We start from the raw sequence: 26,442 nt of genomic DNA, 5'->3' as shown, positions 1-26,442 counted from the left end.
GCTGGGGTTGTTGGTCAGATTGATTTTCATGGCCTGTCTATTCCTGTTGAACTGATTGCTCCTGCTCGGCAGGCACAGTGCGAACAATGACGTTACGCATGTGTCGGGCCGGCCTTTCTATCCCCAAGCCTGCTTGCGAAAGGGCCGGATACTCGTCCTACCGAGTTCTTATGAAGCTCCTCTTGAGCATGGGTGGCACCACGTTCAAAATGGTTCCATGTGATTCGGACCGGCTGCCTCGCCCTCCGGTTTCTTAACAATGCAGGTTTACGGCTTGATACCGCCTGATCGCGGTAAGAGATGCAATATGCAAAGTGAAGTTTGGCCGGACGCAGATGTCCGACCATCGTCGTGCAATATGAAGGAGCGCTATGCCCCCGTGTCAGAACCTGTAGCGGAACCCAACACTGAGGCTTTTGCCGCTTTGCCTGAATAAGGCCAGATTGGACTTGAAGCGGTTGTCTTCGGCGAGGAAGAGGACATCCGATGCCGTGTTTAACGGTACGGTGACGGTCAGCCGCATATTGCGGCGATCGAGGCGGCGCGCGGCATTGTCTTCGAGTACCGGGCTATAACCTTCACTGTCGACCGCTTTGGCGAAGGTGGTGCTGAATTCTGCACGGGCACCCCAGGCGATCGGCATGGCGACCTGGGCAATCAGTTCATTGTGGCGGGTGACGCCCCCGGCACGGTCGCCGGTCGGGTGGTCATGGCCGGTGCGTCCAAGGACGATGGTCTGGACCGGGATGTCGGCCAGTTTCCAGTCGCAGGCAACCCCTGCCTGTCCCCACAGAATGTTGGCGTCGAAGTTTGTGAGTTCGGTATAGCGTCGCCATTCGTTCTCGGCGCTGAAGCCGATACGGCAGCTTTCTACCGGGTGTTCTATCTGTGCGACGGCGCGCACGTTGCGCAGCAACGGCGAACCGCCCAGCCACAGGTGCTCGAAGTGCATCAGCACACTGGCATCGCCAAGACGTGTGGGCCGATACAGGCCGGCGCTGAGATTGGCGCTGACGGTCGAGAAGCTGCTTTCATGCACGTAATCGCGCGTGCGCAATCCCATCGATACATCGAGCAGGTTGTCACCCAAGGGCTCGCGATAGCGTGCGCCTACGCCAGCCTGTACATAGCGGTCGCTGCGGGCCTCGAAGGTGGGGTCAAGCGGCAGGACCTGGCGTAGCAGCTCCTGACGTTCGCCACGGATGGTGACCGGGATTTCGGTATTTTGCAGGCCGCTATTGGCGTTGGTGTCGACGCCGACCATGGCATCCATGCTGAACTGCCACAGCGACACATTGGAGCGTGCCGCCATGCGCGCACGGTAGCGGGCGATGACCATGTTGACGACCGGCGGCGGGCTGAACTGGCTTTCGACGTAATCAAAATAGCCGTTGGCGCTGGTCAGGCTGCCGGCTTCCGCGGACGATATCGCCAGGTCCAGCCAGGCACCGGCATTCTCCGGCTGCATCAGTACCACACGCTCGAAGGCGGTGACCGCAGTTGCGTAATCGGCGAGCTTGAGCGAAATGATGCCAACCAGGTTGAAGTAGTTGGGATCGTCACCATGCGCGCGTTCCATACCCTGCAATGCTTTGAGCGCGGCAGCCAGGTTGCCGTTTTCTATATGGCTGCGGACTTCGGGAAACGCGGCCAGATCATCCGGCGTGATGCCATGCACGGATGTGGAGGCCGGCATGGCAGGCTTCTGTGTCTCGCCCGGCGCAGAGGGCTGCACCTGGGGCTGTGCGTGCGCGTCCAGCGGCACGGCGGCAAGTAGCGGCAGTGCGGCGAACACTGTCGCCATCGCCGTTACCCATGCGGGTACGCGGGCCGCCGTCAATGCGGTTGCGCATGCCTTCTGCCAGCGGTCTCCCGAAAAGTGTCGTTTCATGAATTGGTACAGTAAATCGTCACCGGCTGGATGCGTCCACGGATCTGGACTGTACCCAAAACGCGCACATCCTGCAGGCCGAGCGCACTGGCGCAGGTTTGACCGATCAGGATCTGCTCCTTGTACATGCTGGTCAGTCCTTCGAGGCGACTGGCCAGGATGACCGGCTCGCCCAGCGCGGTAAAGGTGCGGCGATGCGCGGAACCAAAATTGCCGACCAGCGCCGAACCGGTTTCCAGGCCGATGCCGACCTTGATCGGCAACAGGCCGAGCTCTTCGCAAAACGGTGTCAGTGCGTCCATGCGCTTCTGGATATCGACTGCGGCGGCGAGTGCGCGGCTGGCATGCAGCGGATCGTCGTCGGGTGCGTTCCAGAATGCCATGATGGCGTCGCCGATAAATTTGTCGATGGTGCCGTGATGATTGACGACGGCTTCGGCCATCTCGGTAAAGACTCGCTGCATCAGGCGGGCGACGATTTCCGGCGAGGTGCTTTCGCTCAGGCCCGCAAAGCCGTGGATGTCGGCAAACAGCACGGTGATTTCACGTCGTGACGCATCGACGGTGGTATGGACCTGGCCGTAGGCGCTGAGGCGGTCGGCCACCGAGCGCGGCAGATAGGCGGACAGCAAGGCAAATACGCCGGCCCGGTCGCGTCCGGTGCGATAGAGCTCGGTCGACAGGATGAGCAGCACCGCAAGCGGCGGAAAGACCAGGAGCGGCGACAAGGGAAGCAGGATGCCGGCATAGTGCAGCGCGGCCAGCGCGATCAGTGCGGAGCCGACCCATGTGCCAAACAGCCAGGTCGGAAAGACGGCTGCGCGCTGCAGCGGCTTGTCGTAATGTCGTACCAGCCAGCCAAGCAGCAGCGCAAATGGCAGCAGCAACAGTCCCGCGATCAGTGTGCCCGACTTCGGTAGCACCGGAAAATCATTGTCGAGCAAGGCGGACAGGATTTCGACGTGCGGTTCGAGACCGGCCGCGACCGGACCCAGCGGCGTGGCAATCACGTCCGACAAGCCGAGTGCGGTGCCGCCGAGCAGCACGATGACGCCCTTGAGCACCGCGGGGTCGGGTTTGCGGTTGAGGACATCGACAGCGGAGACGGATGTCCAGTCCTGGCGCGAATGCCGGTAGGGTACGACGAGCGAACCATCCTCATTCAGCGGCAAGGTGACCATCGCCGCGCCGTCATCGGTTTCAAGGGACAGTTCCCATGGTGCGGACAACCATCCCCGGCCGCGATGCAGGTTGAGTTGCGGCTTGTCGACCATGCTTGCATACGCGGCGAGCGCTAGGCTGGGCCGACAGTCGCTGCCTACGCCGCAGACCAGGGGCGGCAGGCGGCGTACGGCGCCGTCGCTGTCGAAGATCGGCGTGATATGACCGACGCGCGTAGGCATCAGGCTGGCATGGTTGGTGACTACGGGGACGCCGGGGACTTGGGGCGCGCCCTCTTCCATCCTGACCGGCATGGCGGGCGGCAGCACAAACTTGAGGGCGGCGAGGTTGCGCTGCTCAAGGTCGAAGACGACCGCGCCGGTGACTTCGGGGCGCTGCAGCTGATCGGCCAGGACGCGGTCATTGGGACGCTTTTCCGGAAAGACCATGTCGACGGCGATGCCGGCGACCTGGTAATCGTCGATCAGGGTTTGCATGAGGCGGGCAAGGGTCTCGCGCGGCCACGGCCATGCGCCCTGCTCCGCCAGGCTATGCTCGTCGACGTCGACGATGACGATGCGGGACTCGACATGCGGCCGGACCGAAAAGCGTACGCGCCAGTCGTTCAGGGCATGATCAACAGGAGTGAACAGTCCGGGAAGTGCGGAGGGTGCGATCAGGGCTGCGCACAGCGCAACCCCGAGCAAACAGAAACGAAGCATCTACCGATGTCTGAGGTATAAGGTCCGAGCGGCGGGTATCCAGTATCAGCGGGTCCAGCGCGTTACGCCAAGGACACTCTGACTACCGGACAGGCCACGCTCAAAGACATAGGCAGCCTGATCTCCGCCACTCGACAGCAGGCCATTGAGCTTGGTGTTGGGTGTATTTGTTCCACCCAGAAGCAAGCCCTGGTGCGTCACCGTCCCTGACGACTGGACAAGGACAGGCGCACTGTCGGCGCTGTTGATTGTCAGCGACGTATCAAAACGGCGGTTGCCAAAGTCGATCGTCAGGCTAGGCGAGGTAATCTGCGCTGCAGTGAGCTTACGATCCGTCATCATGTAGGCCTCGGAATCGGCAAGCTGGAATTTTCCAACGCCGCTGTTAGGAACCACAACCGTTCCCGACTCGCGGAACAAGCTGAAGACCGAATTGCCGAAGACTGATTCACGACCCGGCAGGTTTGCTGCGTCAAAGCCTGCACTTTCTTTTCCGGGCTCAACGAACGGCTTCCACCTGCCCCACCAGAACTTTGCTGGCGCAATTGCAACAGGTGGTGGCGGTTCCACGGCTGGCGTGGTCGGGTTGTTGTTGTTATTGTTGTTATTGGTGTTAGGCGATGCTGCCGGTATTGCGGCATCCGCATCGACGCGATTCTTGATGGTGTCCGCAGCGACTTCGCGGATTGCTTCACGCGAATCCATGTTTGCGCCGGCCTTGGTTTGCTTGTCGGCTGTTGCGCGTGGCTCTTCCGGACGCGGCGGGGCGATGACATTGGGCGACTCAAGCGCCTTCTCAGCCGGGACCAGCAACGGCGCTTCATTACGATTGCGCAGCTCAAGATAGGCGTCGCGCATGGCGGCTGTCAGCACGCGGCTCGATGCGGATTTGCAGGGGCCGAGCGCGCTGGCCAGACAATCGGCTGCCAGTGGCGACATCACCACAGCACCGCTCTGCACAGTGACGCGGGTGATATCGGCGGTTGCCTGCACCACGAAGTCGGTGCCACGGATGCCGATGGCTGCCAGTGGTGTGTTGAGGCGGTAGTTTTGTTTGGAGGCTTCGCCGGCGCGGCCGGTAATGCTGCGGGCGACGCCCTTTTCCAGCACGAACTTGATGCGGTTGTTTTCCGCGTTGGCGGAATCGTAGTGATAGTCCTCGATGCGCAGGCGCGATTGCGGGCGAATGCTGACAAAAGCACCATCAACCATGCGCAGGTGGATATGGCCGGTCGCGCCGGTTTCCAGGATCTGTCCGGCGTTGATGTTTTTGCCACGGGCTACCGCATGGGGTTTGCCGTCTTCACCGATGACATTGGCATCACCGATCACGAACGAGACTGAACCGGCCATATCGGCCGCAAACGCGCACGCCGAGCTTACCGTCATACAGACCAGTGTCGCCCATTTCTTCCAGCCAGTCGAAACTACCGGTTGCATTATCTCTCTCGCTTTGCAGAGTGGATTTATCCCTACTTTGGGAAAAAGTATAGCAGCTAAGCTTGCCGGAGGGCTATGTTTCTGGTTTCCGGCGCACATTTTAAAAGGCGCAACAGGCCTTAACGTCGCGGAATGCGCAGAATTTTATTGTTTTGCCAAGTTTTTAATGGCGCGTCTTTATCTACTGTTGGTTTCTGTAAACGCGGCTGGACAGCTTGGGGGTCAGCATTGTTTATATTCTTGCCAGCATGCGTCACAGCGTTTCAATCTAAAGTATTTAGTCTGGCAGATTGTTCCCCAAATATTCCAAAAAAATTCCTACGCGAAATGCATGGTCTTGAGCAATAATTAGCCCTGACCAAGCGATTAACTAATTGAAGTTATTGCATATTTACGCTTTTTGGCCAACGAGCTGTTTAACTGACAGCATTCCAAGCCCGAAAGCTGTTAATTATTGAAGCTACATGCCAATCGCATTAGAAACCGCTGCCAACATTCCGCTATTCAAGGGCCTCGACCAGGACACGCTAGTCACGGTTGCAAAGCTCATGTCCAGCCGCAGCTATCTGAGCCATGACATCGTCCTGCGCAAGGGCGACGCCGCAGATCATTTGTGCTTTCTGCTTGCCGGACAGCTGCAAGTGGTGGACGTGACCGAAGACGGACGTGAAATCGGGATTCACTTCATTTCTCCGGGGGCCTATTTTGGCGAGCTGTCGGTGATCGATGGTGAGCCGCGCTCCGCATCCATCGTTTCGGTCAAACCTTCCGAAGTCGCATTTCTGCCGACCGCCCAGGCAAAGGCGCTGATATTCAACCGACCGTTGATCGCAGAACGCTTCCTGACACATTTCGCCCAGATCGTACGGTCGGCGTCGCGTCAGCGCACCCTGCTGAGTATTCCGAACGCTTTCCAGCGCGTGTTTGCGCAGCTGCAGCAGTTTGTGCGGGATACCAATGAAGGCCAGGTCATCGAGGGCCTGCCGAAGCAGCATGAGATTGCGATCATGGTGAACACCAGCCGCGAAACCGTCTCGCGCGCGTTGCATACCTTGATGAAGTTGAACATCGTCGAGAAGAAAGGCACGATATTTATCGTGAACCGGCCGGATCAGCTCAAGACTGCAGCGGTAGCCGGGCTGGATGACATGCCGGCGGCAACCGCAGCGGCGGTGGCGGCGACTGCCCGCAAGCCGGAAAAAACCGAAAACGCAGCCTGATCAGGCGAGCAACTCAGTCATTCAGCGCCGGGCGAACCCCGGCGCAAACACGCGATACCCATCCAGCGTTCCCGCATAATCCGTGCTGTCGCCATGCGATAGCGCGACCTGCCACAAGTCGTCATTTTCGAACACATACAGCGTCGCCGGATCCAGCTTGTCCGCGCGCACCGCTGCTTCCACCTGGCGGCGGGCTTGTGTCTGCTTCGCTTCGCTGATCCGGGCAAAATAACCGATATTGATCGTCATGCCATTGTTTCCCGCATAGAAGGCGAGCGGCACATAGCCCTTGGGCGCGTTGGAAGGCAGGACAAACACGACATGCCGGTAACGCGTCGCAAACTGCTTCCATAACGGCGACTGCAGTTCGACCATCTGGGCCGGCGGCCGGCTGAACTTGTGCCTGAAGAAGCGGAATGCTTCGGTCGAATCGGCGAGTTGCAGGCATAGCAGACCGGTGCACAGCAGTACCGCGCCGCGCCGCGACAAACGGGTAAAGACGATCACCAGCACGGCGAGATACCAGACGTAGACCGCCGGCCAGACCATCCTGCCGGTTGCGCGGAAGGTCGCTGCGATGCTTTCCAGCACTGGCGGCAGCGGATAGGCGAACCATTCGCGATTACCGAGCGCGACCTGGTTCGATGCGGCATAAACGACCAGCGCGATGCTGACGAGGAGCAGCGGAAGGACGGTACGCAATGCCGTGTTTCCCCGTGGTCTGCGCAGATACAGGAACAGCGCGACCGGTGTCATCAACAGCATGCCGAGACCAGGGAAAGCAAAACCTTCGTAATCACCTTCGGTCTGCGGCAGGTCGGGCAGCAGGTGCGACCAGATTTCTTCCGGGTCGAACACCGAGAGCAGGTTCATCCGGTAGAGGATCGGTGCGCTGCCTTTCAGTCCCTCCCCCGCCACCATGAAGTAACCGGCCGCCCACATGACCAGCAGCACAACGACAAAAGTGCTGGCCATGGAGAACGCGGCACGCATCAGCCCCAGTTCTTTTTTCAGCATGCGCTGCAGGATATCGGCAGCCCAGATCGCGCCGGCAAGCACCAGCAGGTAGGCATGCACCAGCGAGGCGGCCGCCAGCAACAGCATCCAGCGTCCATACCGTTGCCGTGGCGAGAAGTACAGGCAGAGCCCGGCCACCAGTATCCACTGGCCGCACATCGCATAGTGGCCGTAGAGCCGCCAGAGAAAAATCGGGGCACAGGCAAAGAATGCGCATCCCAGCGCGCGCAGCCAGCGGTCATTGGTGAATCGCGCCAGCAGCAGGCTGGCAAATACCGCTTGCAGCACGAAGCACAGCAGGATCCACAGGCCGAGGTACTGGAAGGTCACCGGCAGCATCGCGGAAAATGGTTTGAACAGCAGCGCGAGCAAGGGAATCGAATCCGAAAACACGACCGAACTGCCGATGTCGGTACCGTAAGCGGGATTGGCGCCCAGCGGCCATTGCAGCAAGGGCGTGTTGCGGAAGAAATGCCAGCCGAGGAAGAAGGTCGACGGATCCTGCTGCCATAGCCAGTCGATGTAGCGCGGTCTCAGCAACCTGCCGCCCGTCGTCAGCAGGAAGGCGGCGATCCCGACCAGGAGGGCAATCGTCAGGTCAAGGAAGTCGGTGCGCCGCTTTTGTTGTCCATGCTGTCCATATTCGCCCTGCCGTCCGTGCCACACAGGCATGTCATCGAAGGCGACTCCGGGGCGGAATGTTTTCATCGGTAGGTCCACAGGCTATGCAACAAAAATGTCATCGGCGGCACCACCATCACCACCCCTGCAATGCCGATCCAGTACGACCAGCCATAGGCGTCGGCTACGCCGGATACGCCCATCGCCAGCACGCAGCCAATGACTGAGACGACGCAGAATCGCAGGAAGCTGCGTGACTGAAAACTGCTGGAAAAGCTCCAGCGCGTGTTGATCACATACGACACAACCGTTGCCGTGACAAAGGCAAATCCATTGGCAAACATCGGATTGGGCCAGAGAAAGCGAATCACCGAGGCGGCGACCAGCACATGCAGGCCGGTGACGAGCACACCGGACACCAAAAACCGCTGGGCCTGTTGCCAGCGGAGTGTTTGCAAGGTTCGCCGCATCTTATGCGGGACTCAGTATCGCCACCAGCGACACGCCGAATGGCAGGTTGACGCTGCGTAGTAGATGACGCTCGGAACCAAAGACCAGGCGGAATACGCTGTTGACAAGCGCTGGCGGTACCGCCGTGCCGCCCGGGTTGCCGCCCAATAGCCGTTCCTTCAGCCGCAGTGCGGCAGCGAGCGGAAACAGCAAGGTGTTGAAATAGGAAATGCGTTCAACACGGAAGCCTGCCTGCCATGCCTTGGCCTTGAGCTCGGACGCGGTGTATCTGCGTTTGTGATGCAGGACTTCATCGTGCCGGCTCCATAGCCACTGGTACGCCGGTACCGTGACGACCGCATGGCCAGCCGGTGCAAGCAAGGAACGGATCGCGGCGAGAGTCTGTTGGTCCTGGTCGATATGTTCGAGCACGTCGAACAGGCAGACCAGGTCGAATTGTTGTCCGTTGAACGGGATGTCGGCCGGGCAGCTGCCGGCGCGGATGTCGGCACGGCTACGGTGCCTGGATTGGGCAATGCCGCGCGCGACATCGTCCATTTCCATGGCGCTGACCGCGCCGAAACGCGACAGCATGTCGAGGTTGCCGCCGGTACCGCAGCCCAGTTCCAGAATCGCCGGACGCGGGGGCAGACGGAGCTGTTCCAGCAGTGAAGACAGGATGGTGCGGCGCGCGGCAAACCACCAGTGCTGCTCTTCCGTCGCGGCCATCTCCAGGTAGGCTTCAGGACTCATCCACGGCTCCGTATTCGCGACGGATCAGGTAAGTCGGACGCTGCTTGGTTTCGAGATAAATGCGGCCGATGTATTCGCCCAGCAGGCCGACGCTGATGAGCTGCAGGCTGCCGAAGAACAGGACGGCGACCAGCAGCGAGGCATAACCGGGCACATCCACGCCGTGGATCAGGGTGCGCAGGATGATGGCGATTGCATAAGTGACCGTCAGCAAAGCGCCGAGTCCGCCGATATAGGTCCAGACCCGCAGCGGCGCGGTGCTGAAGCTGGTGATGCCTTCCAGCGCAAAATTCCAGAGCTTCCAGCCGGAGAATTTTGTTTCGCCGGCGGCGCGTGGTTTGCGCACGTAGTCGACCACCACCGTCTTGTACCCGATCCATGCAAACAAGCCTTTCATGAAGCGTTGCCGCTCCGGCAGGCTCTTGAGCGCATCGACCGCCACGCGGTCCATCAGGCGGAAGTCGCCGACGTTCTGCGGAATCTTCACGCTCGACAGGCGGTTGTGGAAGCTGTAGAACATTTCCGCCGATTTTCGCTTGAGGAAGGAATCGGTACCCCGGTCGGCGCGGCGGGCCAGCACCACTTCGGCACCCTTTCGCCATTCTTCGATCAGCACGGGAATCAGCTCGGGCGGGTCCTGCAGATCGGAGTCGATCGGGATGACCGCGTCGCCGCGCGCGAAATCGATGCCGGCGGTCAGCGCCGCCTCCTTGCCGAAATTGCGAGTCAGCTCCAGTACACGGAAGCGCGGGTCGGACGTCGACAGGGCGATCAGTTGCTGCAGGGTCGAATCCTTGCTGCCGTCGTCCACGCAAACGATTTCAAATGCGGCATCGGCGATACCCTCCACCACCGCCAGGATCGCATCGCGAAAATAATCAATGCCTTCGGCTTCGTTGTAAAACGGCGCGACGATGGAAATCAGCGTCGTGTGGGTATGCCGGGTGTCGCTTGTCGTCATGGTGGAAGGTAACTGATCGCCTGGTTAATTGATTACTGAGCATTCATTGTATAAATGACAGAAGAGCGTATTGATACATTCGACCCCCACCCTAACCCTCCCCCTGCCCGGGGGAGGGAACACGGCTCCTTCCCCCGGGCAGGGGGAAGGCTGGGATGGGGGTCGAATGTGTCATGCATTTACCGAACTCTATATAGACTTAAGGTCTGGTTTGGCGGCTCATATTACCCGATTATGCAGGGCGATTTGCGGTTGGGCAGCCGCACATCATGCCGGATACGGCAGCGATCTTTTGCAAAATGTAAGTGCCCTTGTGTGTGAAAACGCTAAGCCGGAACAGGACGCCGCACCGTACGCAGCTTCCTGCGCAGGTGCAGTACCGGCTGCTCCACCAGCCTCTGGGTCAGCGTCGCCAGCAGCAAGCTGATCAGCAGGTACACGAGCAACGCTCCGGCTTCGGTCGGCTGCCCGATTCCCAGCCACTGGATCAGGAAATGGTTCAGAAACACGCCGTAGGACAGGTCGCCGAGACGGTCGTCGAGCCAGTGCTGCGGCAGGCGTCCCAGCAGATAGAGTACCGGCAGGCCAATCGCGACGCCAAACAGGGTTTCGCGGTTATAGGTCGCCGGCAGCTGTCCTGCCGCCGCCAGCAGCCACCATCCAAGCGCGGTGGCGGCAATGCCGCCGAAAACCAGCCATGCCGCACGCTTTTGCCCCCTAACATCGTACAGCGCGGAGCCCAGCAGGAAGAACACGAGCACGCCCGGCAACAGCCGGTAGCCGAAGGTATCGGTATTGAGCACTCCCCACGCCGCCATGCAGAAGACAACAAGGCCTATCGCGAATGCGGGCAGCCTCAGGCGCCACAGCAGCAAAAATGGAATCAGCAGATAGAACTGAATTTCCGCGCCAAGCGACCAGGCGGGCGGCACCAGTGTGAATCGATCACTGCCATTGAACATGAAGTAGTTCAGCGGCACCACGATCAGGTTGTTAACCAGGTCGCCCCACTCCGGCGCATGCTGCAGGAAAGCGGTATGGCGCCCGGCAATGACAAACCAGGCAAGTGTCAGCGCGGCGATGGCAAGGTATTGCGGAAACAGCCGTAGGGCGCGGTCAAGATAGAACGCCGGAACCCGTGCCACGCTCGCATAATGCGAGCGCAGCAAGCCGGTCATCACGTAGCCGGAAATCAGGTAAAAACAGACGACAGCGACCACGCCCGGGTTCAGCCCGGACACGGTCACACCGACATGGCTCAGCGCAACCAGGATGGCCAGCAACAGGCGAAAGGTGCCAAGCATCGCGGTGGTTTTTAGCCGTGTTCAGTTGGCACAGCGGCCACCGGGTCACCCTGCACTTCGTGGGTTTTCCAGGCAAGGAGGGTGAAATCCTGCGGACCATAGAACAAATGGTTGAGACGTCGCGCGAGGTCGGTGTCTTCATGGATGCGCTGGTCTTCGGCAAATGGATGCATGCGCAGGATTTCGGCATGGGCAAAGCCGCGCTGGCGTGCCAGGAATTCGATCACGGTCGGCACCAGCGGGTGCTGGTGTGTCGGGTCGTAATAGAAATTGCAGGAGCCGACAATCACGTTTTCCGGGTTGGGGGTCTCGAAGATGATCAGTCCGTCTGGACGCAAGGCATGCAAGGCGGCGTCGAACATGGCAACCATGGTTTCAAACGGCAGATGCTCGATGATATGGAAACCGGTCACGGCGGCAAGGCTGCCCTCCGGTTGCCGGCGCAGCCATTCGACGGCATCGCCGTATTCTGCCTGCAGGCCGACGCTGCGGCAGACATCCACCATGGCGCTGTTGAGATCGACGCCGATGGCGGCGATGTCGTGTTGCTTCAGCAGTTCCAGCCACTCGCCGCGGCCGCAGCCGATATCGACCACGCGGGCGTCCGCCTGGCCTGCAAATTTGCTCACGTAAGGCAGATACGCTTGCAGCCGGCCCTGGATATCGTCGCGCGTGCCGCGGAACTTGTCTTCGAAGGCGACATAGAAGCTTTCCATGTCGAAGCTGGAGGCAGTGGCCGGCGTGGATGCTGTGACCGGCGTGGGGGCTGCGGAGGAACTTGGCGCGTTGGCCTGGCCGACCGCCTGTGGGGAGGCCGGTTGTGCGATGAACTGGTGTTCGACCCTGCGCAATTCACGTATTAATGATGCAATACGGTTGTCAAGTTCAGCTGTTTTTGAATTGATTGTTGGCAATACGGCCGGCAAAATGGTGTCGGGGATTGCCGCTAGCGCTTCTTCCAGCCGTGTCAGGCGTGTACCGATATCAAGCGCTTCCAGTTGCTGCATGCGCTGATCGAGCAATTGCTGCTGCGATGCCAATTGCTGCTCCAGTGCCGCGAAGCGGTTTTCGATGCCGAGATTATCGTAGCGATCGACACGCTCCGTAAAATGGAGCAGATGGGCCTGCTGCAACTGGCGTAGTTCGTCGAGCTCGTCCCTGGTTTTTGCCTGGAGTTGATTGATGCGAAGAATGGACGACGCCCACCCAAGGACCGGGCCGATGAACGGCAGGTAACGAAGGCGCTGGCGGAGTGTCAGGGGCTGACTGGTTGACTGATCTGGTTGCTGTGGAGCCTGCATAACTTTGAACAATGGCGATGTGCCTGCAGCCTTGTTTTAAGGACAACACGCATGCATCAGGGCCTGCAAGTATAAAGGAAGTCCTTTGCCAAGCTGTTAAATTGGAGCAAGGAATTGGAGCAAAAGTGGTGTTGTATGGTGAGCATGGATAACGCGCTTGTAGCGCCTTCCCTCTTGGCAGGAGGAAGGTGCTACAAGCCGGACAGCTTACGCAGGCAGATCAAAAACAATCACTTCCGCCGCATTCCCCTGCGTCAGTTCGATCCGCGTTTCATCCACCGCTTTCGCCGCGTCGCCGGCCGACAGCGCGATGCCGTTGACGCTGATGTTCCCGCGTGCAACGTGTACATAGATGCGGCGACCGCTGGCGACTTCCAGGGCGGCGCGCTCTTCGCCGTCGAACAATCCGGCAAACACCTTCGCGTCCTGATGAATAGTTACCGAACCTTTCCCCCCGTCCGGGCTGGCGATCAGGCAGAGACGCCCGCGCTTGGCGGATTCCTCAAAACGCTTTTCTTCATAGCCCGGTTCAATGCCGAACTGGTTGGGTTCGATCCAAATCTGCAGGAAGTGGGTGCGTTTGTCCCTGGCATGGTTGAACTCGGAGTGCATGATGCCGCGCCCCGCGCTCATGCGTTGCACATCGCCCGGCCGGATCACGCTGCCGTTGCCCATGTTGTCCTTGTGGGCAAGTTCGCCGTCCAGCACATAGCTGATAATTTCCATATCGCGGTGGCCGTGGGCGCCGAAGCCTTCGCCGCCATCCACACGGTCTTCATTGATGACACGCAGCGGACCGAACCCCATATGCTTCGGATCGTAGTAATCAGCAAAGGAAAAGCTGTGATACGAGTCCAGCCATCCGTGGTTTGCGTGACCTCTTTCTTCACTTCGACGCAGCTCGATCATGTTGCCATCCTTTCCTGAAATGGGCGTCCGGAATCGGTTCGCCAGCTATCACTGATAAATGGGGGCGATGAAGATGTTTACAATACCGGACAAAGCCCTGGACCATGTGCCGCTCCGGGCTCTTGCCGCCCTTGCCGCTCCTGCCACTTTATCCGCACCATGACGTTCAGATGAATCACGCCACCTATATCGGCCGCTTCGCGCCCTCTCCCACCGGTCCGCTGCACAAGGGTTCGCTGGTGGCGGCCATGGCCAGTTTTCTGGATGCGCGCGCGCATCATGGCAAGTGGCTGGTGCGTATTGAAGACATTGATGAAGCGCGTACCGTGGCCGGCGCGGCCGACAGCATATTGCAATGCCTGCAGGCATTCGGCATGCGATGGGATGGCGACGTTGTCTGGCAAAGCCGTCGCAAACCCTTGTATGAAAGTGCGTTCATGCGACTCGGCGCACAGGCCTATCCCTGCGGCTGCACGCGCAAGGAAATCGCCGACTCGCGAGCCGGGGTCGCCGGCGATGGCGCGGCGATTTATCCGGGGATCTGTCGCGACGGACTGGCACCGGGCAAGGCAGCGCGCGCATGGCGGCTACGTGTGCCGGATGAAGAATGCATCAGCTTTGAGGACCGTTGGGTGGGACGGGTGTCCCAATGCGTGGCGACCGAGGTCGGCGACTTTGTATTGAAACGCGCGGATGGCTTCTGGGCTTATCAACTGGCCGTCGTGGTTGACGATGCGGACCAGGGCGTCACCGATGTGGTGCGGGGAGCTGACCTACTTGATTCCACCCCGCGCCAGATCCTGCTGCAGCGCATGCTCGGTCTTCCGACGCCGCGTTATCTGCATGTGCCGGTGGTGACCAATGCCGCGGGGGAAAAGCTGTCGAAACAAACCGGGGCGCTGGCGCTGGATCTTGCCAGGCCGCTGGATGAACTGAAGGAAGCGGCTGGTTTTCTTGGCTTGGCGGTCGGGGGCGTAACGTCCGTCGAGGTGTTCTGGGAGCGTGCGATAAAGGTATGGGCAGAGCAACATTGCGTTGCTTGTTAGCTTATGCACAAGTACAGGACGGCTTAACGGCCGGCAACAGCCAGCCGTTAATGTAATGCGTAGAAGCCTAGTAATGAGGCACGCCTTATTCTTCTGGTTGCGTTTGAGCACCGCTGCGTATGGCCCCTTCCCCCTTGCAGGGGGAAGGTTGGGATGGGGGTCATGAGGTCGAGCAAATGACTACGATGATTTGCCCTCACTACCCCCTCCCTAACCCTCCCCCTGCAAGGAGGAGGGAACCTTACGGTGCGCTCGTCATGCGCAATCCGAATACCGGCGTGTGCCCGACTACAAGATGAATCCGCGAAATCAGCGCTTGGACAGACCGCCAAGCAATGCCGCGACCTTGGCTTTCGGCGATTTGGCGTTTCCTTCGCCACCGTTGCCGCCATCCTGCCCGGTCGTGGGTGCGGCCGGCTCATAGGGCTTCAGGAACCAGGGATCAATCTTTTCCTTGCGGGGTGCATGGCTGCGACCATACTGGCTGCCGCCTCCACCGCTGCCCTGGCTGGCGCTGTTGCTACTACGAGACGAAGACGAGGTACGCGGACGCTCTTCCGCATCGTCGAAGCGGGGACGGCGATCGGACGAGCGCTGCGGAACAAAACCGCTCAGCTCCAGGCGGGAAATGTTGTGCTTGATGAGCTTTTCGATGTCGACCAGCAGGCGTGCATCCTTGTCGGTGAACAGGGAAATCGCATCGCCCGACGCACCGGCGCGCCCGGTGCGTCCGATACGATGCACGTAATCTTCGGCGTTATACGGCAGGTCGAAGTTGATCACGCACGGCAGCTCCGCAATGTCGAGTCCGCGGGCGGCAACGTCGGTCGCCACCAGCACTTCGATGGTGCCCTGCTTGAAGGCTTCGAGCGCCTGCATACGTTCGGCCTGGGTCTTGTCGCCGTGAATCGCGGACGCCTTGACGCCTTCTTTTTCAAGGTGACGCGACAGGCGGGAAGCGCCGATCTTGGTGTTTGAAAACACGATGACCTGCTTGAGGCCACGCTCGCGGATGATGTAGGCAACGGCGTCCTGCTTGGCTTCTTCCTCGACCTTGTACAACACCTGGGTGACGTTGTCGGCGGTCGCATTGCTGCGCGCGACTTCAATCGTCACGGGATTTTTCAGGAAACTGTTGGCGAGTTTCTTGATCTCGGGCGAGAAGGTTGCCGAAAACATCAGGCTCTGCCGCTGCTTGGGCAACAGGTTGATGATGCGCTGCAGGTCGGGCAAAAAGCCCATGTCCAGCATGCGGTCGGCTTCGTCCATCACCAGGATCTGGGTCTGCGACAGGTTCAATGTCTTTTGCTGCACGTGGTCGAGCAGGCGGCCTGGCGTGGCGATCACGATCTCGACACCGCTACGCAAGGCGGCGGTCTGCGGCGCCATGTCGACGCCGCCGAAGATGACGGTGGAGCGCAGCGGGGTGTGCCGGGAATAGGCTTTCACATTATCGGCGACCTGGTCGGCCAGTTCGCGCGTCGGCGTCAGGATCAGGGCTCGTACCGGGTGACGCGCCGGCGATGCGCTGGTGCTGGCGTGCGCGAGCAGCAACTGGATGATCGGCAATGAAAAGCCTGCGGTCTTGCCGGTGCCGGTCTGGGCGGCGCCCATGACATCATGTCCCTGCAGAACCACCGGAATGGCTTCTGCCTGGATCGGCGTCGGATGGATATAACCTTGGTCGGCAAGCGCACGCAAAATGTCGGGCGAGAGTCCGAAGTCTTCAAAGCGGACAGCAGGCGAGGCAGGCTGCGAGGGTGCTAACTGGGTGTCTGGCATAGTCGGTATGAATGGGCTGGAATGCAGCCGCTGGTTAAGCGTTGCCGGCCATGGCGGCCTGGCTTTGCCTGAATGAACAACCTTCCATTATACGCCTCGATACTGTACGCCGTTGATTTGTCAGCATTATGACGAGGGAAGGAAGATGCGCGACAGCGCACCGTGCTCTGACCGCATGATGCCGGAAAGATTGCATTTGCTGGTTATCGGGACAGAATTTTTACACATATTTCGCTGTCTTTCCTCCCCATTTTGTCTCCAGATAGATTTGTGCTTGATATGAATCCACTTATGGACTAGGCTTCATGTATCTTCCTGCCAGAGTAGTCCGATGGGTGCCTATCCGAAATCTCCGCGCATCCCTGCCGTTAAGGTGAGCCCGGAAGTCATGTCAGCCGCTGCCATCCGTGCGTTTGGCAATATCGCGCAGGCATGGCAGCTTGATACCGAAGCCCAACTTACGTTGCTTGGCGATCCGCCGCGATCGACTTATTACAAGTGGAAAAAGGATCCGCAGTCCGCACACCTCGGTCGTGACACGCTGGAACGTATTTCCTACATCCTTGGCATTTACAAAGCCCTGCAAATTCTTCTTCCCGACCCGGCTGCCGCTGACTCCTGGATTTGCAAACCAAACACCGCCCCGCTCTTCGGCGGCAAAAGCGCGCTCGATCGCATGCTTTCCGGCAATGTCTCCGATCTGTACGTGGTGCGCCAGTACCTCGATGCCATGCGTGGCGGCTGAAAATGACGGCTCCAACGTGACGTATCCGTTAAGCACCATCGAATGGCATCCAGCCTTTCGCATCATCCCGACACGTTTTCCGACGATCAACCTGTTCGACCGGGTTGCCTCTCCGGAAGATTTCGACGCGCTCTATGCACTGGAGGCGATGACCAATGACCGCCTGCGCGACGAACTCGGTGAAATCGAACTGGTCCCGAAAAGCGAGCGTCTCTATGGTCCTGGCTGCGGACCCATCATGGCGGCGTTCACGCACCTGAATCCGGCGGGCAGCCGCTTCAGCGATGGCAGCTACGGCGTGTTCTATGCAGCGCGGGAAAAGGAAACGGCGGTAGCCGAAACGATGTACCACCAGGGACGCTTTCTGGCCGCGACTTCCGAGGCGCCGATCCAGTTGCAGATGCGGGTCTACCATGTGGAAATCGCCGGCAGTCTGTATGACCTGCGCGGCATCCCGGCCAGCGATGCGATCGCTGCCCCGGATTCGTATGCGGCGTCGCAGGGCGTGGGCAAGCAGGTGCGCGCGGAAGGCGGCAACGGTATCGTCTATCGCAGCGTGCGCCACGAGCCGGGAGAATGCGTGGCGGCGTTCCGCACCACGGTACTGGCGAACTGCCGGCATGGCAGCCAGATGCTGTATCAGTGGGACGGCAAGGGCTTTTCCGGGGTGTTCGAGCAGATCATGTAGCACAATCAGATGCGCACGGCGGGGCTATCTGTACAAATTATGTGGAGGATAAGGACGGCTACTCGGTCGTTTAATGAGCAGTCAGTGTGTAAATCACAAAAGCGCGTAGTGACACATTCGACCCCCACCCTACGCCGGGCACCCCTAACCCTCCCCCTGCCCGGGGGCGGGAACGCGGCTCCTTCCCCCGGGCAGGGGGAAGGCTGGGATGGGGGTCGAATGTGTCAAGCAGTTACTGAGCTTTCACTAGTCCGCAGCCTGCGGCACCAGCTTCTTCTGCTTCAGAATTTCGGCAAGCGCATGCATTGCGCGCCGGTTGCCCTCTTCATTGAAATGCCAGTCATTCGGGCCCGAGCTGAGTGCCTCGTCGGCACTAACATTGAAGGTAATCAGCTGGTCCTTCAGGGACGTTGCCTTCAGATGCCGCATCCAGTCCGAACCGTCGTACTCGAACAGCCGGCCATCGGCCGTCCTTACGCAACGGATTTCGCGAAAAGCGGCGTCGAGGTCATGCCGGTACGGATGGAACATCAAATACCGCGCATTGTGCGCCTTCGATACATTTCCGAGTTCTTCCAGCAGGCGATGGGTGACGTCGACAGCATAGCGATCCCGCGCCGACTGGTTCTTCAGGAAGGGTGAAAAATGACTGCGCCCGTCGGGCAGGTCTTCGTCGGTCACCAGCGTGTAATTGCGGTTGCCGCTCATGTAGGCACCGATCAGGATTTTCTGGTCGATCTCGTTACCTGGACAGACGCCTGACGCCGCCTGCGGTGACTGTGACGAAGGCAGCCGCGCCGTCCAGCGGTCGAGGCGGTACTGTTCGATGGTGTAACTGTTTCCCAGGCTGATGCGCCCTTTCGCCAGCCCCACCAGGCTGGCAAGCCGCAGGTCGACTGATGCAGGCATGACCGTTTGCAGCTGCCTGTCACCGGTCAGGGTATAGGTTGGCTTCAGTCGCCCGGCTTCCCTGGTAATGCTGCGGTCGACGAAGGTATTTTCCCAGTAGTCGTTGACCGGCGTCAGCCAGTTCAGCACCAGGTCGGCGCGATAATGACGAAAATATTCATTGAGCCATACCAGTTGCTGGTCCTGCCCCCAACCGGCACTGGCCACCGAGAATACCCTGACCTTGCGGATGCCTGCACGCTCCAGTTCCTGCCGCAACACGACTTCCGGCTGCTTGTCCGCGTTTTGCGTGCCGGCTTCCACTTGCGAGTCGCCGAGCAGCACGATCACGAAATCGTCGGTGCCATATTCGATCCTGTTGCCGCGCAAACCCAGCTGGTTGGTCTGGTTCTCGCTGGCATTGAACGGGGCGCGATAAGGGCTTTCATCCCAGCGCCATCCGATGGGTGGCGCCGGTGGATAATTCGCCACGCGTAGCGCTCCCTCAACGGCCAGCAGGGCCAGTATCAGGGTAACTGCGAGGGTAACCGCGGACAACAGCAGATTCTTGCGCGACATGGTCATCAATCCAGTTCAAATGCGTTTTCATAGCTCGCCTGCAGCGACGCATCCTGCCGCTCCTTGCGCAGATAGCAGTTACCGATGGCGAGCGCCTCGATCCCCGTTCCCATGAAGCACCGGAAGGCATCTTCCGGTGTGTTGACGATGGGTTCGCCGCGCACGTTGAAGCTGGTGTTGACCAGCACCGGGCATCCGGTCCGCCGCTTGAATTCGCTCAGCAGCGCGTGATAACGGGAGTTGGTTTCCGCATACACGGTCTGGATGCGCGCCGAATAATCGACATGGGTCACTGCCGGAATATCCGAGCGCGGCACCTTGAGCTTGTCGATGCCGAACAGCGACGCGGCGTTTTCCGGCAATGCCTTGCGACGCTTTGCGCTGACTTCCGACACCATCAGCATGTAGGGGCTGTCGCCATCGAAGTCGAACCACTCCTGCACGTCTTCACGCAATACCGAGGGCGCGAACGGACGAAAGGATTCCCTGAACTTGACCTTGAGGTTGAGGGTCGACTGCATCGATGGCGCACGCGGATCACCAAGAATGGAACGGCCGCCAAGCGCGCGCGGCCCGAACTCCATGCGTCCCTGAAACCAGCCAACCGCCCTGCCCTGCGCCAGTTCATCCGCACAGGTGGCGATCAGTTCGGTATCCCCGAGCACATCGAAGCGCGCGCCGGCTGCCGCAAGACGTCGTTCGATCTCCGCCTGCGTATAGGCCGGGCCGAGATACGATCCCTGCATGCGGTCCATCGTAGTGCATGACACGCGCTCCTGCCTGAGGAAGCCGTGATATCCCATCAGCGCTGCGCCCAGCGCACCGCCGGCATCGCCTGCGGCCGGCTGAATCCAGATGTTGTCGAAGCAGCCGTCACGTTGCAGCTTGCCGTTGGCAACGCAGTTGAGGGCGACACCGCCGGCCAGGCAGAGATTGCGCAGGCCGGTTTCTTTTGCCACCGAACGTGCCAGCCTGATCACCACTTCCTCGGTGACCGCCTGCACCGATGCCGCCATGTCCATATGACGCTGCGTCAGCGCATCCTCGGCTTTGCGGACCGGCAGATCGAACAGCGCCGCGAACCGCGCATTGGTCATCGTCAGGCCAACAGCGTAATTGAAGTACTTCATGTCGAGCCGGAACGAGCCGTCCGGCTTGATGTCGATCAGGTGTTCGCGGATCTGCGCGGCGTACCGGGGTTCGCCATAGGGCGCCAGTCCCATCACCTTGTACTCGCCGGAATTGACCTTGAAGCCGAGATGATAGGTAAAGGCCGAGTACAGCAGGCCCAGCGAATGCGGGAAATGCATTTCCTTGACGATGCGCAGATCTGTGCCGTCGCCGATGGCCAGCGAACTGGTTGCCCATTCACCGACGCCGTCCAGCGTCAGCACCGCGGCCTTGTCGAAAGGCGACGGGTAGAACGCACTTGCCGCATGGCTGAGGTGATGTTCGCTGAACAGTAGTTTCGATGCCCAATCCGCCGGCGCTACCGCACTGAGTTCCTTTTCCAGCAAGCGCCGCAGGAAAAGCTTTTCGCGCAGCCATACCGGCAAGGCAAGACGGAAGGAGGAGAAGCCGCGTGGCGCGAAAAACAGGTAGGTTTCCAGCAGGCGCTCAAACTTCAGGAAGGGCTTGTCATAGAACACCACGCGATCGATCTGCGCCGCTGTAATCCCCGCCTCTTCCATGCAGAAACGCAAGGCGTGTGCGGGAAAGGCCGCATCATGCTTCTTGCGTGTGAAGCGCTCTTCCTGCGCGGCGGCGACGATCTGGCCATCGCGCACCAGGGCTGCCGCACTGTCGTGATAAAACGCGGAGATACCAAGAACAATCATTGCGGCTCAGAACAGCGTGTAAATGAACGGCGCAATGGCCGAACCGTGCGTGACCACGACAAGCATGCCCAGCAAGGCAATGACCAGAAAAATAGGCGCAAGCCAGAATTTCTTGCGCATGCGCATGAAGAAAAATAACTCTTTGATAAATGACATCGTGCCGTCTCGTCAGTAAACGTCAGTAAACAAAAATCCTGCCGTAGGGCAGGAAAATAGGTGGTCGCTTGCGGTGTCGCTTTCTGGCTTTGCGTTAAAACTGGTCCTTCAGGCTTTCCGGTTCCGGCCCGGGCGGATCGCGCTTTATCCAGTAGGTTTCGCTCTCTTTACAGAAACCGACAGGAAGTGCACCCTTACCCAGACGCCGCATCAGCCATCCGTACGGTGTAATGGCAAGAAAAAACAATACACCGAGTGCGATCGGACTCATGACCGACGACATCACGAGCCCGAAGCGGGTCCACGCTTTATTGAGCGGCGCGAGAAGCCGTGGCAGTACGAGTGCAAACGCCAGGAATGCGGCCGATACCATAAATGCCCATCGCCGCGCGGCACCGCCGGACAACAAGGGCAAACCGGAAACCAACAGGAAGAAACCGCTCATGACGCAACCGAACATGCGGTCGGATGAGCCAGGCGTTGCAAGAGTAGAAGACATATCCGTCGAAAAGATCCTCGCACGGCAAGAGTGCGAAATATGCGGCATCTTATCAAGGATTGACGGTTTGTGACGACACGCCTGCCATAACAGCAACAAGCAAGCGTAGCCGCCTAACAATAAATAGGTCCGTCATTACTCTTCCGACAAGAAGGCAATGGCGGACATGCGCACCCGGCAGCCTCCCGCCGGAGCTGTGCAACAACGCACAAGCACTTACCTGCCCTATGCGGGCGGCTGGATATTCTGGTTTTGACGGAACAGGTTGCGCGGATCATAGCGGCCCTTGACCTGCACCAGCCGATCATAGTTAACGCCGTACGCTGCCTTTATCCGCGACGATTCATCTTCCGTCAGGAAGTTGACGTAGACACCCCCGGTCGCATACTTCGTGGTGACGTCGAAGAATTCCCGCGCCCATGCGACACAGGGCGTGTCTTCATTGACATCATCCCAGCGCGTATGCACGTTCATCACAAAGATCGCATCGCGATGCGCATACGCCGTCGCGTCGGCCGGCACACGATTGGCCTGCCCGCCGAGTACGCCGATAAAGATTTCGCATTGCGGGCCGGGAAGCTTCCCGACATAGTCGATCACCGTCTGCAGGGCTTCGTTATTCAGCGTGGAGAAGTTGTGCGATTTCCAGTAATTGCGTGAACCCGGTGCGAGCAGCGGATCGAAGGTTTGTTGCCATTTTTCGTAAGGCATCGGCCCCACATGTTCGCCGCAGGGCGTGCCGAAGGTGTACAAGGCCTCGATCGCACGCTTGCCGTCGGCCACCGCGCCCGAGTAGCAAATGGCGAGCGCCACGATTTCCTTGCCATGCATGTCGGCCGGCAGGAAAGGTAGCGGCGGCGCTTTGCGCAGCACCGCCCACACGGCCAATTCGTCGGGCATGGTGAGTACGAAGTCGCGGAAGCGTTGCAGAACCGTCTCGGCCTGCTCGAAGGGAAACACGATCAGGCCGCCAAAGATTTCGGGGCCGACCGCATGCAATTTGAACTCAAACATCGTCACGACGCCAAAGTTGCCGCCGCCGCCACGGATGGCCCAGAAAACATCCGGATGCGATTGCTCATTGACATGCAGCAGCTTGCCGTCGGCGGTCACGATATCGGCCGCAAGCAGATTATCGACAGCGAGCCCCAGCCGGCGCGTCAGCCAGCCAAAGCCGCCGCCCAATGTAAGGCCGGCTACACCGGTGGTGGAGTTGATGCCCAAAGGTGTGACCAGACCGAAGGCCTGTGCTTCATGATCAAATTCACTGAGAAGCACACCGGGCTCCACAAAGGCGCGGTGCCCATCAGGATCGATCCGTACGGACTTCATCCGCGACAGATCGATGACCAGTCCGTCATTGCAGATGGCACTGCCTGCAATGTTATGACCGCCGCCACGCACGGCCAGCGCCAAGTCATGGTCCCGCGCAAACGCAACCGAACGCATTACATCGGCCACACCCAGGCAGCGTACGATCATCGCAGGCTTGCGATCAATCATGGCATTCCATACCTTGCGTGCTTCATCGAATCCCGTATCACCGGGCTCCAGCAGTTCGCCGCGAAGCTGGGTCTTGAAATCGTCAATGACGTCATGCTTCATCGTGGTCATCATGTACCTCCATGCATGTTGATTGGCAGTCAGGTTAGCAACGGTGGCGGCATGCTCGATGGCATTAGTGAGATAGTCTCGCGTCCGATCCGAAACGTAGCGTCCGGCACACGAACGGATTGCCTGTCCGGTGCAGAATATCGATCAATATGGATAAGCATGACGTAGTCGCTGCCTTTGCAGCGTCGCCGATTCAGCGGGCATGCGGATGCCTGACCTATATGCCTGAACGGACAGCGCCTCGCTTTCATCATAGGCACCTGATGCCCAATTCGATTGGGACCCACTCGCCACTCTCCTGATACAGGTCAAGGTGAGCATGCATTGCGAAGGAACCCTCGTTCCGCGCTTACCGCAATGACCGGTCACATCGCGGCAGGATGCAGACGCATCGCCCTCTTACATCGCTCGTACGTCCCTGTCATTCATGGATAGCGTGCTCCTTGTGTTGACGATGTGTTTAGAAAATGTGGCGGCGTGACATCGAATGGTTCGCCAGGCGTGCCTCTTGTTCACTAAAACCGTGAGGCGGCATACCAGAAAGCATGCACTTGCTGTACGTTAACTGCTTTATTGAAACATAGCAGGGTAAGCAGAAATGAAATCATGTATTGCCGGTATCGCCACAACCGTCCTTGCGTCGGCATTGCTTGCAGGTTGCGGCGCAGGCATCGAAGAGCTCTGGAAACCCGACACTGTCGTCAAGACCTCTGCGGTGCAAGGTGGCTATACGGGCAAGCTTTCCGATGATCGCGATATCACGATGCTGGTGCTGGAGGATGATCAGTTCTATTCCGTCTATGGCAGTCTGACCAACGGCAGTTTTGCACCGAAGGGGTTCATGCATGCCAGCGGTAAGGCAAGCAACGGCAGTTTTACAGCAAGCGATCTGAAGGATTTCGCGACGGATGGCATAGCCTACCTCGGCTCGCTGAATGCATCCTATGCGGCTGGCGCCAACCTCAACGGCACGGTCGTCGAGGGTTCATCGACCATCACATTTACCAGCACGGTCATCAAGAGCAGTCAGTACAACTATGGCACTGCAGCCAGCACCGCCGGCATCAACGGCAACTGGACACTGACTGACTTGCAGGGGGTCGCAGTCAACCTCCAGATCGGACTGGATGGTGCCATAACGGCATCTTCCGCGGCATCGTCCGGCGGTTGCGCATTCAGCGGCACTGTCACGCCCCGTGCATCAGGCAAGAATGTGTTCGACCTGGCACTGACCTTCGGCGCGGCGCCATGCCGCTTTGCGAACCAGACACTGAAAGGCATTGCGATCGATTACCTTGCTGCGAACGGGAAGCGTCAGTTGTTGCTGGCCGCCACGGACTCGGCCCGCAATAACGGCGTTGCCTACGGCGGTTTGCGATAAAAATAAAACAGGATAAAAATAAAACAAGACGCCGCAGCCGTATCGATGTCCGCAGGTAGGTCGATACGGCCATCGATATTGCTGCGGCGTCCTGAACGTGTGTTTCAGACGCTTGCTGTGCTTATTTTTTGAGCAGCGAACACTTGGAATCAGCCGTCTTGGTAAACGCGTCCTCGCCCGGAATGGTCGCCACCGTTTTCAGGTAATCCCAGGGCTTTTTGGATTCAGCCGGCGTCTTTACCTGCATCAGGTACATGTCATGGATGTAGCGACCGTCCTGACGGATATAACCCTTCGCGTAAAAGTCGTCGATCTTCATTTTCTTAAGCTCGGCCATGACCTTGTCCGCCTCATCAGTGCCGGCCGCCTTGACAGCCTTCAGGTAAGTAGCGGCGACCGAGTAGTCAGCGGCCTGATGGGTACTCGGCATCTTTTTCATCTTCTGGAAGAAGCGGCTGGCGAACTTGCGTGAAGCCTCATCCTTGTCCCAGTACCAGCTGTCCGTCATGAGCAAGCCCTGGGCGACCGGCAACCCCAGGCCGTGAATATCATTGATCGTCATCAGCAGGCCGGCCAGCTTCATATTCTTTGTCAATCCAAAGTCATTGGCCGCCTTGATGGAGTTGATGGTGTCCGCACCGGCATTGGCCAGACCGAGCACCTGTGCCTTGGATGCCTGGGCCTGCAACAGGAAAGACGACATGTCGTTGGCGCTTGGCGGATGCTTGACCGATCCCAGTACCGTTCCGCCGCTGGCCTTGATGACTTCGCTCGTATCGTTGAACAGCGACGCGCCGAATGCATAGTCGGCAACCAGGAAATACCAGGACTTGCCGCCGGTGCCGACCACTGCCGAACCGGTTCCCTTGGCAAGGGCGACGGTGTCGTATTCGTAGTGCACGGTATAGGGCGTGCAGTCTTCGTTGGTGAGTCGCGCGGTGGCCGCGCCGACGTTGAAATAGACACGCTTCTTGTCGGCGATCACCTGGTTCATCGCCAGGCCGGCGGCGGAATTGACCCCGCCGATCAGCATCTTCAGATCCTGCTGGTCTATCCATTCACGCGCCCTTGCCGCCGCGGTGTCCGCCTTGTTCTGGTGGTCCGCCGACAGGACTTCAATCTTGCGCCCGAGGATAGTGCCGCCGGCATCCTCGACCGCCATCCTGATCGCTTCCAGACCGCCGGAGCCATCCGTGTCGGCGTAGGGACCGGACATGTCGGTGATGAAGCCGATACGGAAGGGTTCGCCGGACGATGCGGCTTTTGGCGCCTGCGCGTGGGCGGACCCAAGGCAAGCGAAGGCTGCAGCGGCAGCGATGGAGGTCAGTGCAAAGCGGATGGGGCTGTTCATGTGTATCTCCTGTTGCGGACTGTGGAGCCATCAGGCCGTCCGCTGTTGTTGTTGGAAACTACCTTACCGTGAAAACGTGACAACTCGTGACAATTGCTGCAGGCCGCTCAGACCTGCATGCCTTG

General features: G+C 59.4%; 22 protein-coding genes. 5 read left to right on the top strand and 17 right to left on the bottom strand.

Translation table 11 applies throughout. The annotated features are described in order from the left end of the window. Positions 1-382: 382 nt before the first annotated feature. The 3 genes from ASE07_RS13230 to ASE07_RS13220 are packed head-to-tail and all read right to left on the bottom strand — an operon-like array spanning position 383 to position 5,214. A complete protein-coding gene (locus ASE07_RS13230; protein ID WP_057291306.1) occupies positions 383-1,891 on the bottom strand; it encodes a tetratricopeptide repeat protein in 1,509 nt (502 codons plus the stop codon). Then, the gene (locus ASE07_RS13225; protein WP_057291305.1) at positions 1,888-3,774 is read right to left on the bottom strand and encodes a CHASE2 domain-containing protein; all 1,887 of its coding nucleotides are present in this window, start codon (positions 3,772-3,774) and stop codon (positions 1,888-1,890) included. Before ASE07_RS13225 ends, ASE07_RS13230 begins: the two co-directional genes overlap by 4 nt. A gap of 45 nt (positions 3,775-3,819) precedes the next feature. Next, positions 3,820-5,214, bottom strand: coding sequence for a FecR family protein (locus ASE07_RS13220; RefSeq protein WP_162256882.1), 1,395 nt, complete (start codon positions 5,212-5,214; stop codon positions 3,820-3,822). Positions 5,215-5,678: 464 nt separating this feature from the next. Between ASE07_RS13220 and ASE07_RS13215 the strand changes: the two genes are divergently transcribed. Then, positions 5,679-6,434: a Crp/Fnr family transcriptional regulator gene (locus ASE07_RS13215; protein WP_057291303.1), complete on the top strand. Its 756-nt coding sequence runs from the start codon at positions 5,679-5,681 to the stop codon at positions 6,432-6,434. Positions 6,435-6,455: 21 nt separating this feature from the next. Here the strand turns inward: ASE07_RS13215 and ASE07_RS13210 are convergent, their stop codons facing one another. From ASE07_RS13210 to ASE07_RS13180, 7 genes are all read right to left on the bottom strand, one after another. Next, complete coding sequence (locus ASE07_RS13210) at positions 6,456-8,159, bottom strand: DUF6311 domain-containing protein (RefSeq protein WP_057291302.1); 1,704 nt, start codon at positions 8,157-8,159, stop codon at positions 6,456-6,458. After that, positions 8,156-8,530: a GtrA family protein gene (locus ASE07_RS13205; RefSeq protein ID WP_235548460.1), complete on the bottom strand. Its 375-nt coding sequence runs from the start codon at positions 8,528-8,530 to the stop codon at positions 8,156-8,158. The genes ASE07_RS13210 and ASE07_RS13205 overlap by 4 nt, the downstream gene beginning before the upstream one ends. Before the next feature lie 13 nt (positions 8,531-8,543). Next, positions 8,544-9,275 carry a class I SAM-dependent methyltransferase gene (locus ASE07_RS13200; RefSeq protein WP_057291300.1) on the bottom strand — a complete coding sequence of 244 codons (732 nt, stop codon included), beginning with the start codon at positions 9,273-9,275 and terminating at the stop codon, positions 8,544-8,546. Then, the gene (locus tag ASE07_RS13195) at positions 9,265-10,236 is read right to left on the bottom strand and encodes a glycosyltransferase family 2 protein (RefSeq protein ID WP_057291299.1); all 972 of its coding nucleotides are present in this window, start codon (positions 10,234-10,236) and stop codon (positions 9,265-9,267) included. Before ASE07_RS13195 ends, ASE07_RS13200 begins: the two co-directional genes overlap by 11 nt. Positions 10,237-10,562: 326 nt before the next feature. Beyond that, a complete protein-coding gene (locus ASE07_RS13190) occupies positions 10,563-11,540 on the bottom strand; it encodes an acyltransferase family protein (protein ID WP_057291298.1) in 978 nt (325 codons plus the stop codon). An 11-nt stretch (positions 11,541-11,551) separates the two neighbouring features. Then, positions 11,552-12,853 (bottom strand): class I SAM-dependent methyltransferase, encoded by a 1,302-nt coding sequence (locus ASE07_RS13185; protein WP_156396602.1) that lies wholly within the window; start codon positions 12,851-12,853, stop codon positions 11,552-11,554. A gap of 195 nt (positions 12,854-13,048) precedes the next feature. After that, positions 13,049-13,750 carry a pirin family protein gene (locus tag ASE07_RS13180; RefSeq protein WP_057291296.1) on the bottom strand — a complete coding sequence of 234 codons (702 nt, stop codon included), beginning with the start codon at positions 13,748-13,750 and terminating at the stop codon, positions 13,049-13,051. 170 nt (positions 13,751-13,920) lie between these two features. Between ASE07_RS13180 and gluQRS the strand changes: the two genes are divergently transcribed. After that, positions 13,921-14,796 (top strand): tRNA glutamyl-Q(34) synthetase GluQRS, encoded by an 876-nt coding sequence (gluQRS, locus tag ASE07_RS13175; protein ID WP_057291325.1) that lies wholly within the window; start codon positions 13,921-13,923, stop codon positions 14,794-14,796. Positions 14,797-15,105: 309 nt separating this feature from the next. On the opposite strand, the gene ASE07_RS13170 is transcribed toward gluQRS, so the two are convergent. Continuing rightward, complete coding sequence (locus ASE07_RS13170) at positions 15,106-16,578, bottom strand: DEAD/DEAH box helicase (protein ID WP_057291295.1); 1,473 nt, start codon at positions 16,576-16,578, stop codon at positions 15,106-15,108. Between the two features lie 331 nt (positions 16,579-16,909). Between ASE07_RS13170 and ASE07_RS13165 the strand changes: the two genes are divergently transcribed. Both ASE07_RS13165 and ASE07_RS13160 read left to right on the top strand, forming a co-directional pair. Beyond that, on the top strand, positions 16,910-17,323 hold the full coding sequence (locus ASE07_RS13165) for an MbcA/ParS/Xre antitoxin family protein (RefSeq protein WP_057291294.1): 414 nt from the start codon (positions 16,910-16,912) through the stop codon (positions 17,321-17,323). Then, entirely contained in the window at positions 17,313-18,011 is a 699-nt protein-coding gene (locus ASE07_RS13160) for an RES family NAD+ phosphorylase (protein ID WP_235548459.1), read from the top strand. The genes ASE07_RS13165 and ASE07_RS13160 overlap by 11 nt, the downstream gene beginning before the upstream one ends. A 246-nt stretch (positions 18,012-18,257) precedes the next feature. On the opposite strand, the gene ASE07_RS13155 is transcribed toward ASE07_RS13160, so the two are convergent. The 5 genes from ASE07_RS13155 to ASE07_RS13140 all read right to left on the bottom strand — a co-directional run bounded on the left by ASE07_RS13155 (position 18,258) and on the right by ASE07_RS13140 (position 23,585). After that, the gene (locus ASE07_RS13155) at positions 18,258-19,478 is read right to left on the bottom strand and encodes a hypothetical protein (protein ID WP_156396600.1); all 1,221 of its coding nucleotides are present in this window, start codon (positions 19,476-19,478) and stop codon (positions 18,258-18,260) included. Positions 19,479-19,483: 5 nt separating this feature from the next. Continuing rightward, the gene (locus ASE07_RS13150; protein WP_057291291.1) at positions 19,484-21,316 is read right to left on the bottom strand and encodes a carbamoyltransferase family protein; all 1,833 of its coding nucleotides are present in this window, start codon (positions 21,314-21,316) and stop codon (positions 19,484-19,486) included. Between the two features lie 6 nt (positions 21,317-21,322). Beyond that, positions 21,323-21,472 carry a DUF5989 family protein gene (locus ASE07_RS29445; protein WP_200960936.1) on the bottom strand — a complete coding sequence of 50 codons (150 nt, stop codon included), beginning with the start codon at positions 21,470-21,472 and terminating at the stop codon, positions 21,323-21,325. Between the two features lie 94 nt (positions 21,473-21,566). Next, on the bottom strand, positions 21,567-21,971 hold the full coding sequence (locus tag ASE07_RS13145; protein WP_156396599.1) for an SxtJ family membrane protein: 405 nt from the start codon (positions 21,969-21,971) through the stop codon (positions 21,567-21,569). Between the two features lie 225 nt (positions 21,972-22,196). After that, complete coding sequence (locus ASE07_RS13140; RefSeq protein WP_057291324.1) at positions 22,197-23,585, bottom strand: FAD-binding oxidoreductase; 1,389 nt, start codon at positions 23,583-23,585, stop codon at positions 22,197-22,199. A 598-nt stretch (positions 23,586-24,183) separates the two neighbouring features. Between ASE07_RS13140 and ASE07_RS13135 the strand changes: the two genes are divergently transcribed. Further along, positions 24,184-24,966: a hypothetical protein gene (locus tag ASE07_RS13135; protein WP_057291289.1), complete on the top strand. Its 783-nt coding sequence runs from the start codon at positions 24,184-24,186 to the stop codon at positions 24,964-24,966. 121 nt (positions 24,967-25,087) lie between these two features. Here ASE07_RS13135 and ASE07_RS13130 read toward each other — a convergent pair whose 3' ends face one another. Further along, entirely contained in the window at positions 25,088-26,317 is a 1,230-nt protein-coding gene (locus ASE07_RS13130; RefSeq protein ID WP_057291288.1) for an ABC transporter substrate-binding protein, read from the bottom strand. Positions 26,318-26,442 lie beyond the last annotated feature (125 nt).

The sequence above is a fragment of the Noviherbaspirillum sp. Root189 genome, from assembly GCF_001428545.1.
Lineage (GTDB): Bacteria > Pseudomonadota > Gammaproteobacteria > Burkholderiales > Burkholderiaceae_D > Noviherbaspirillum.
The sequence above is the reverse complement of the archived record's forward strand: the minus strand, read 5'-3'. Positions and strand labels throughout refer to the sequence as shown.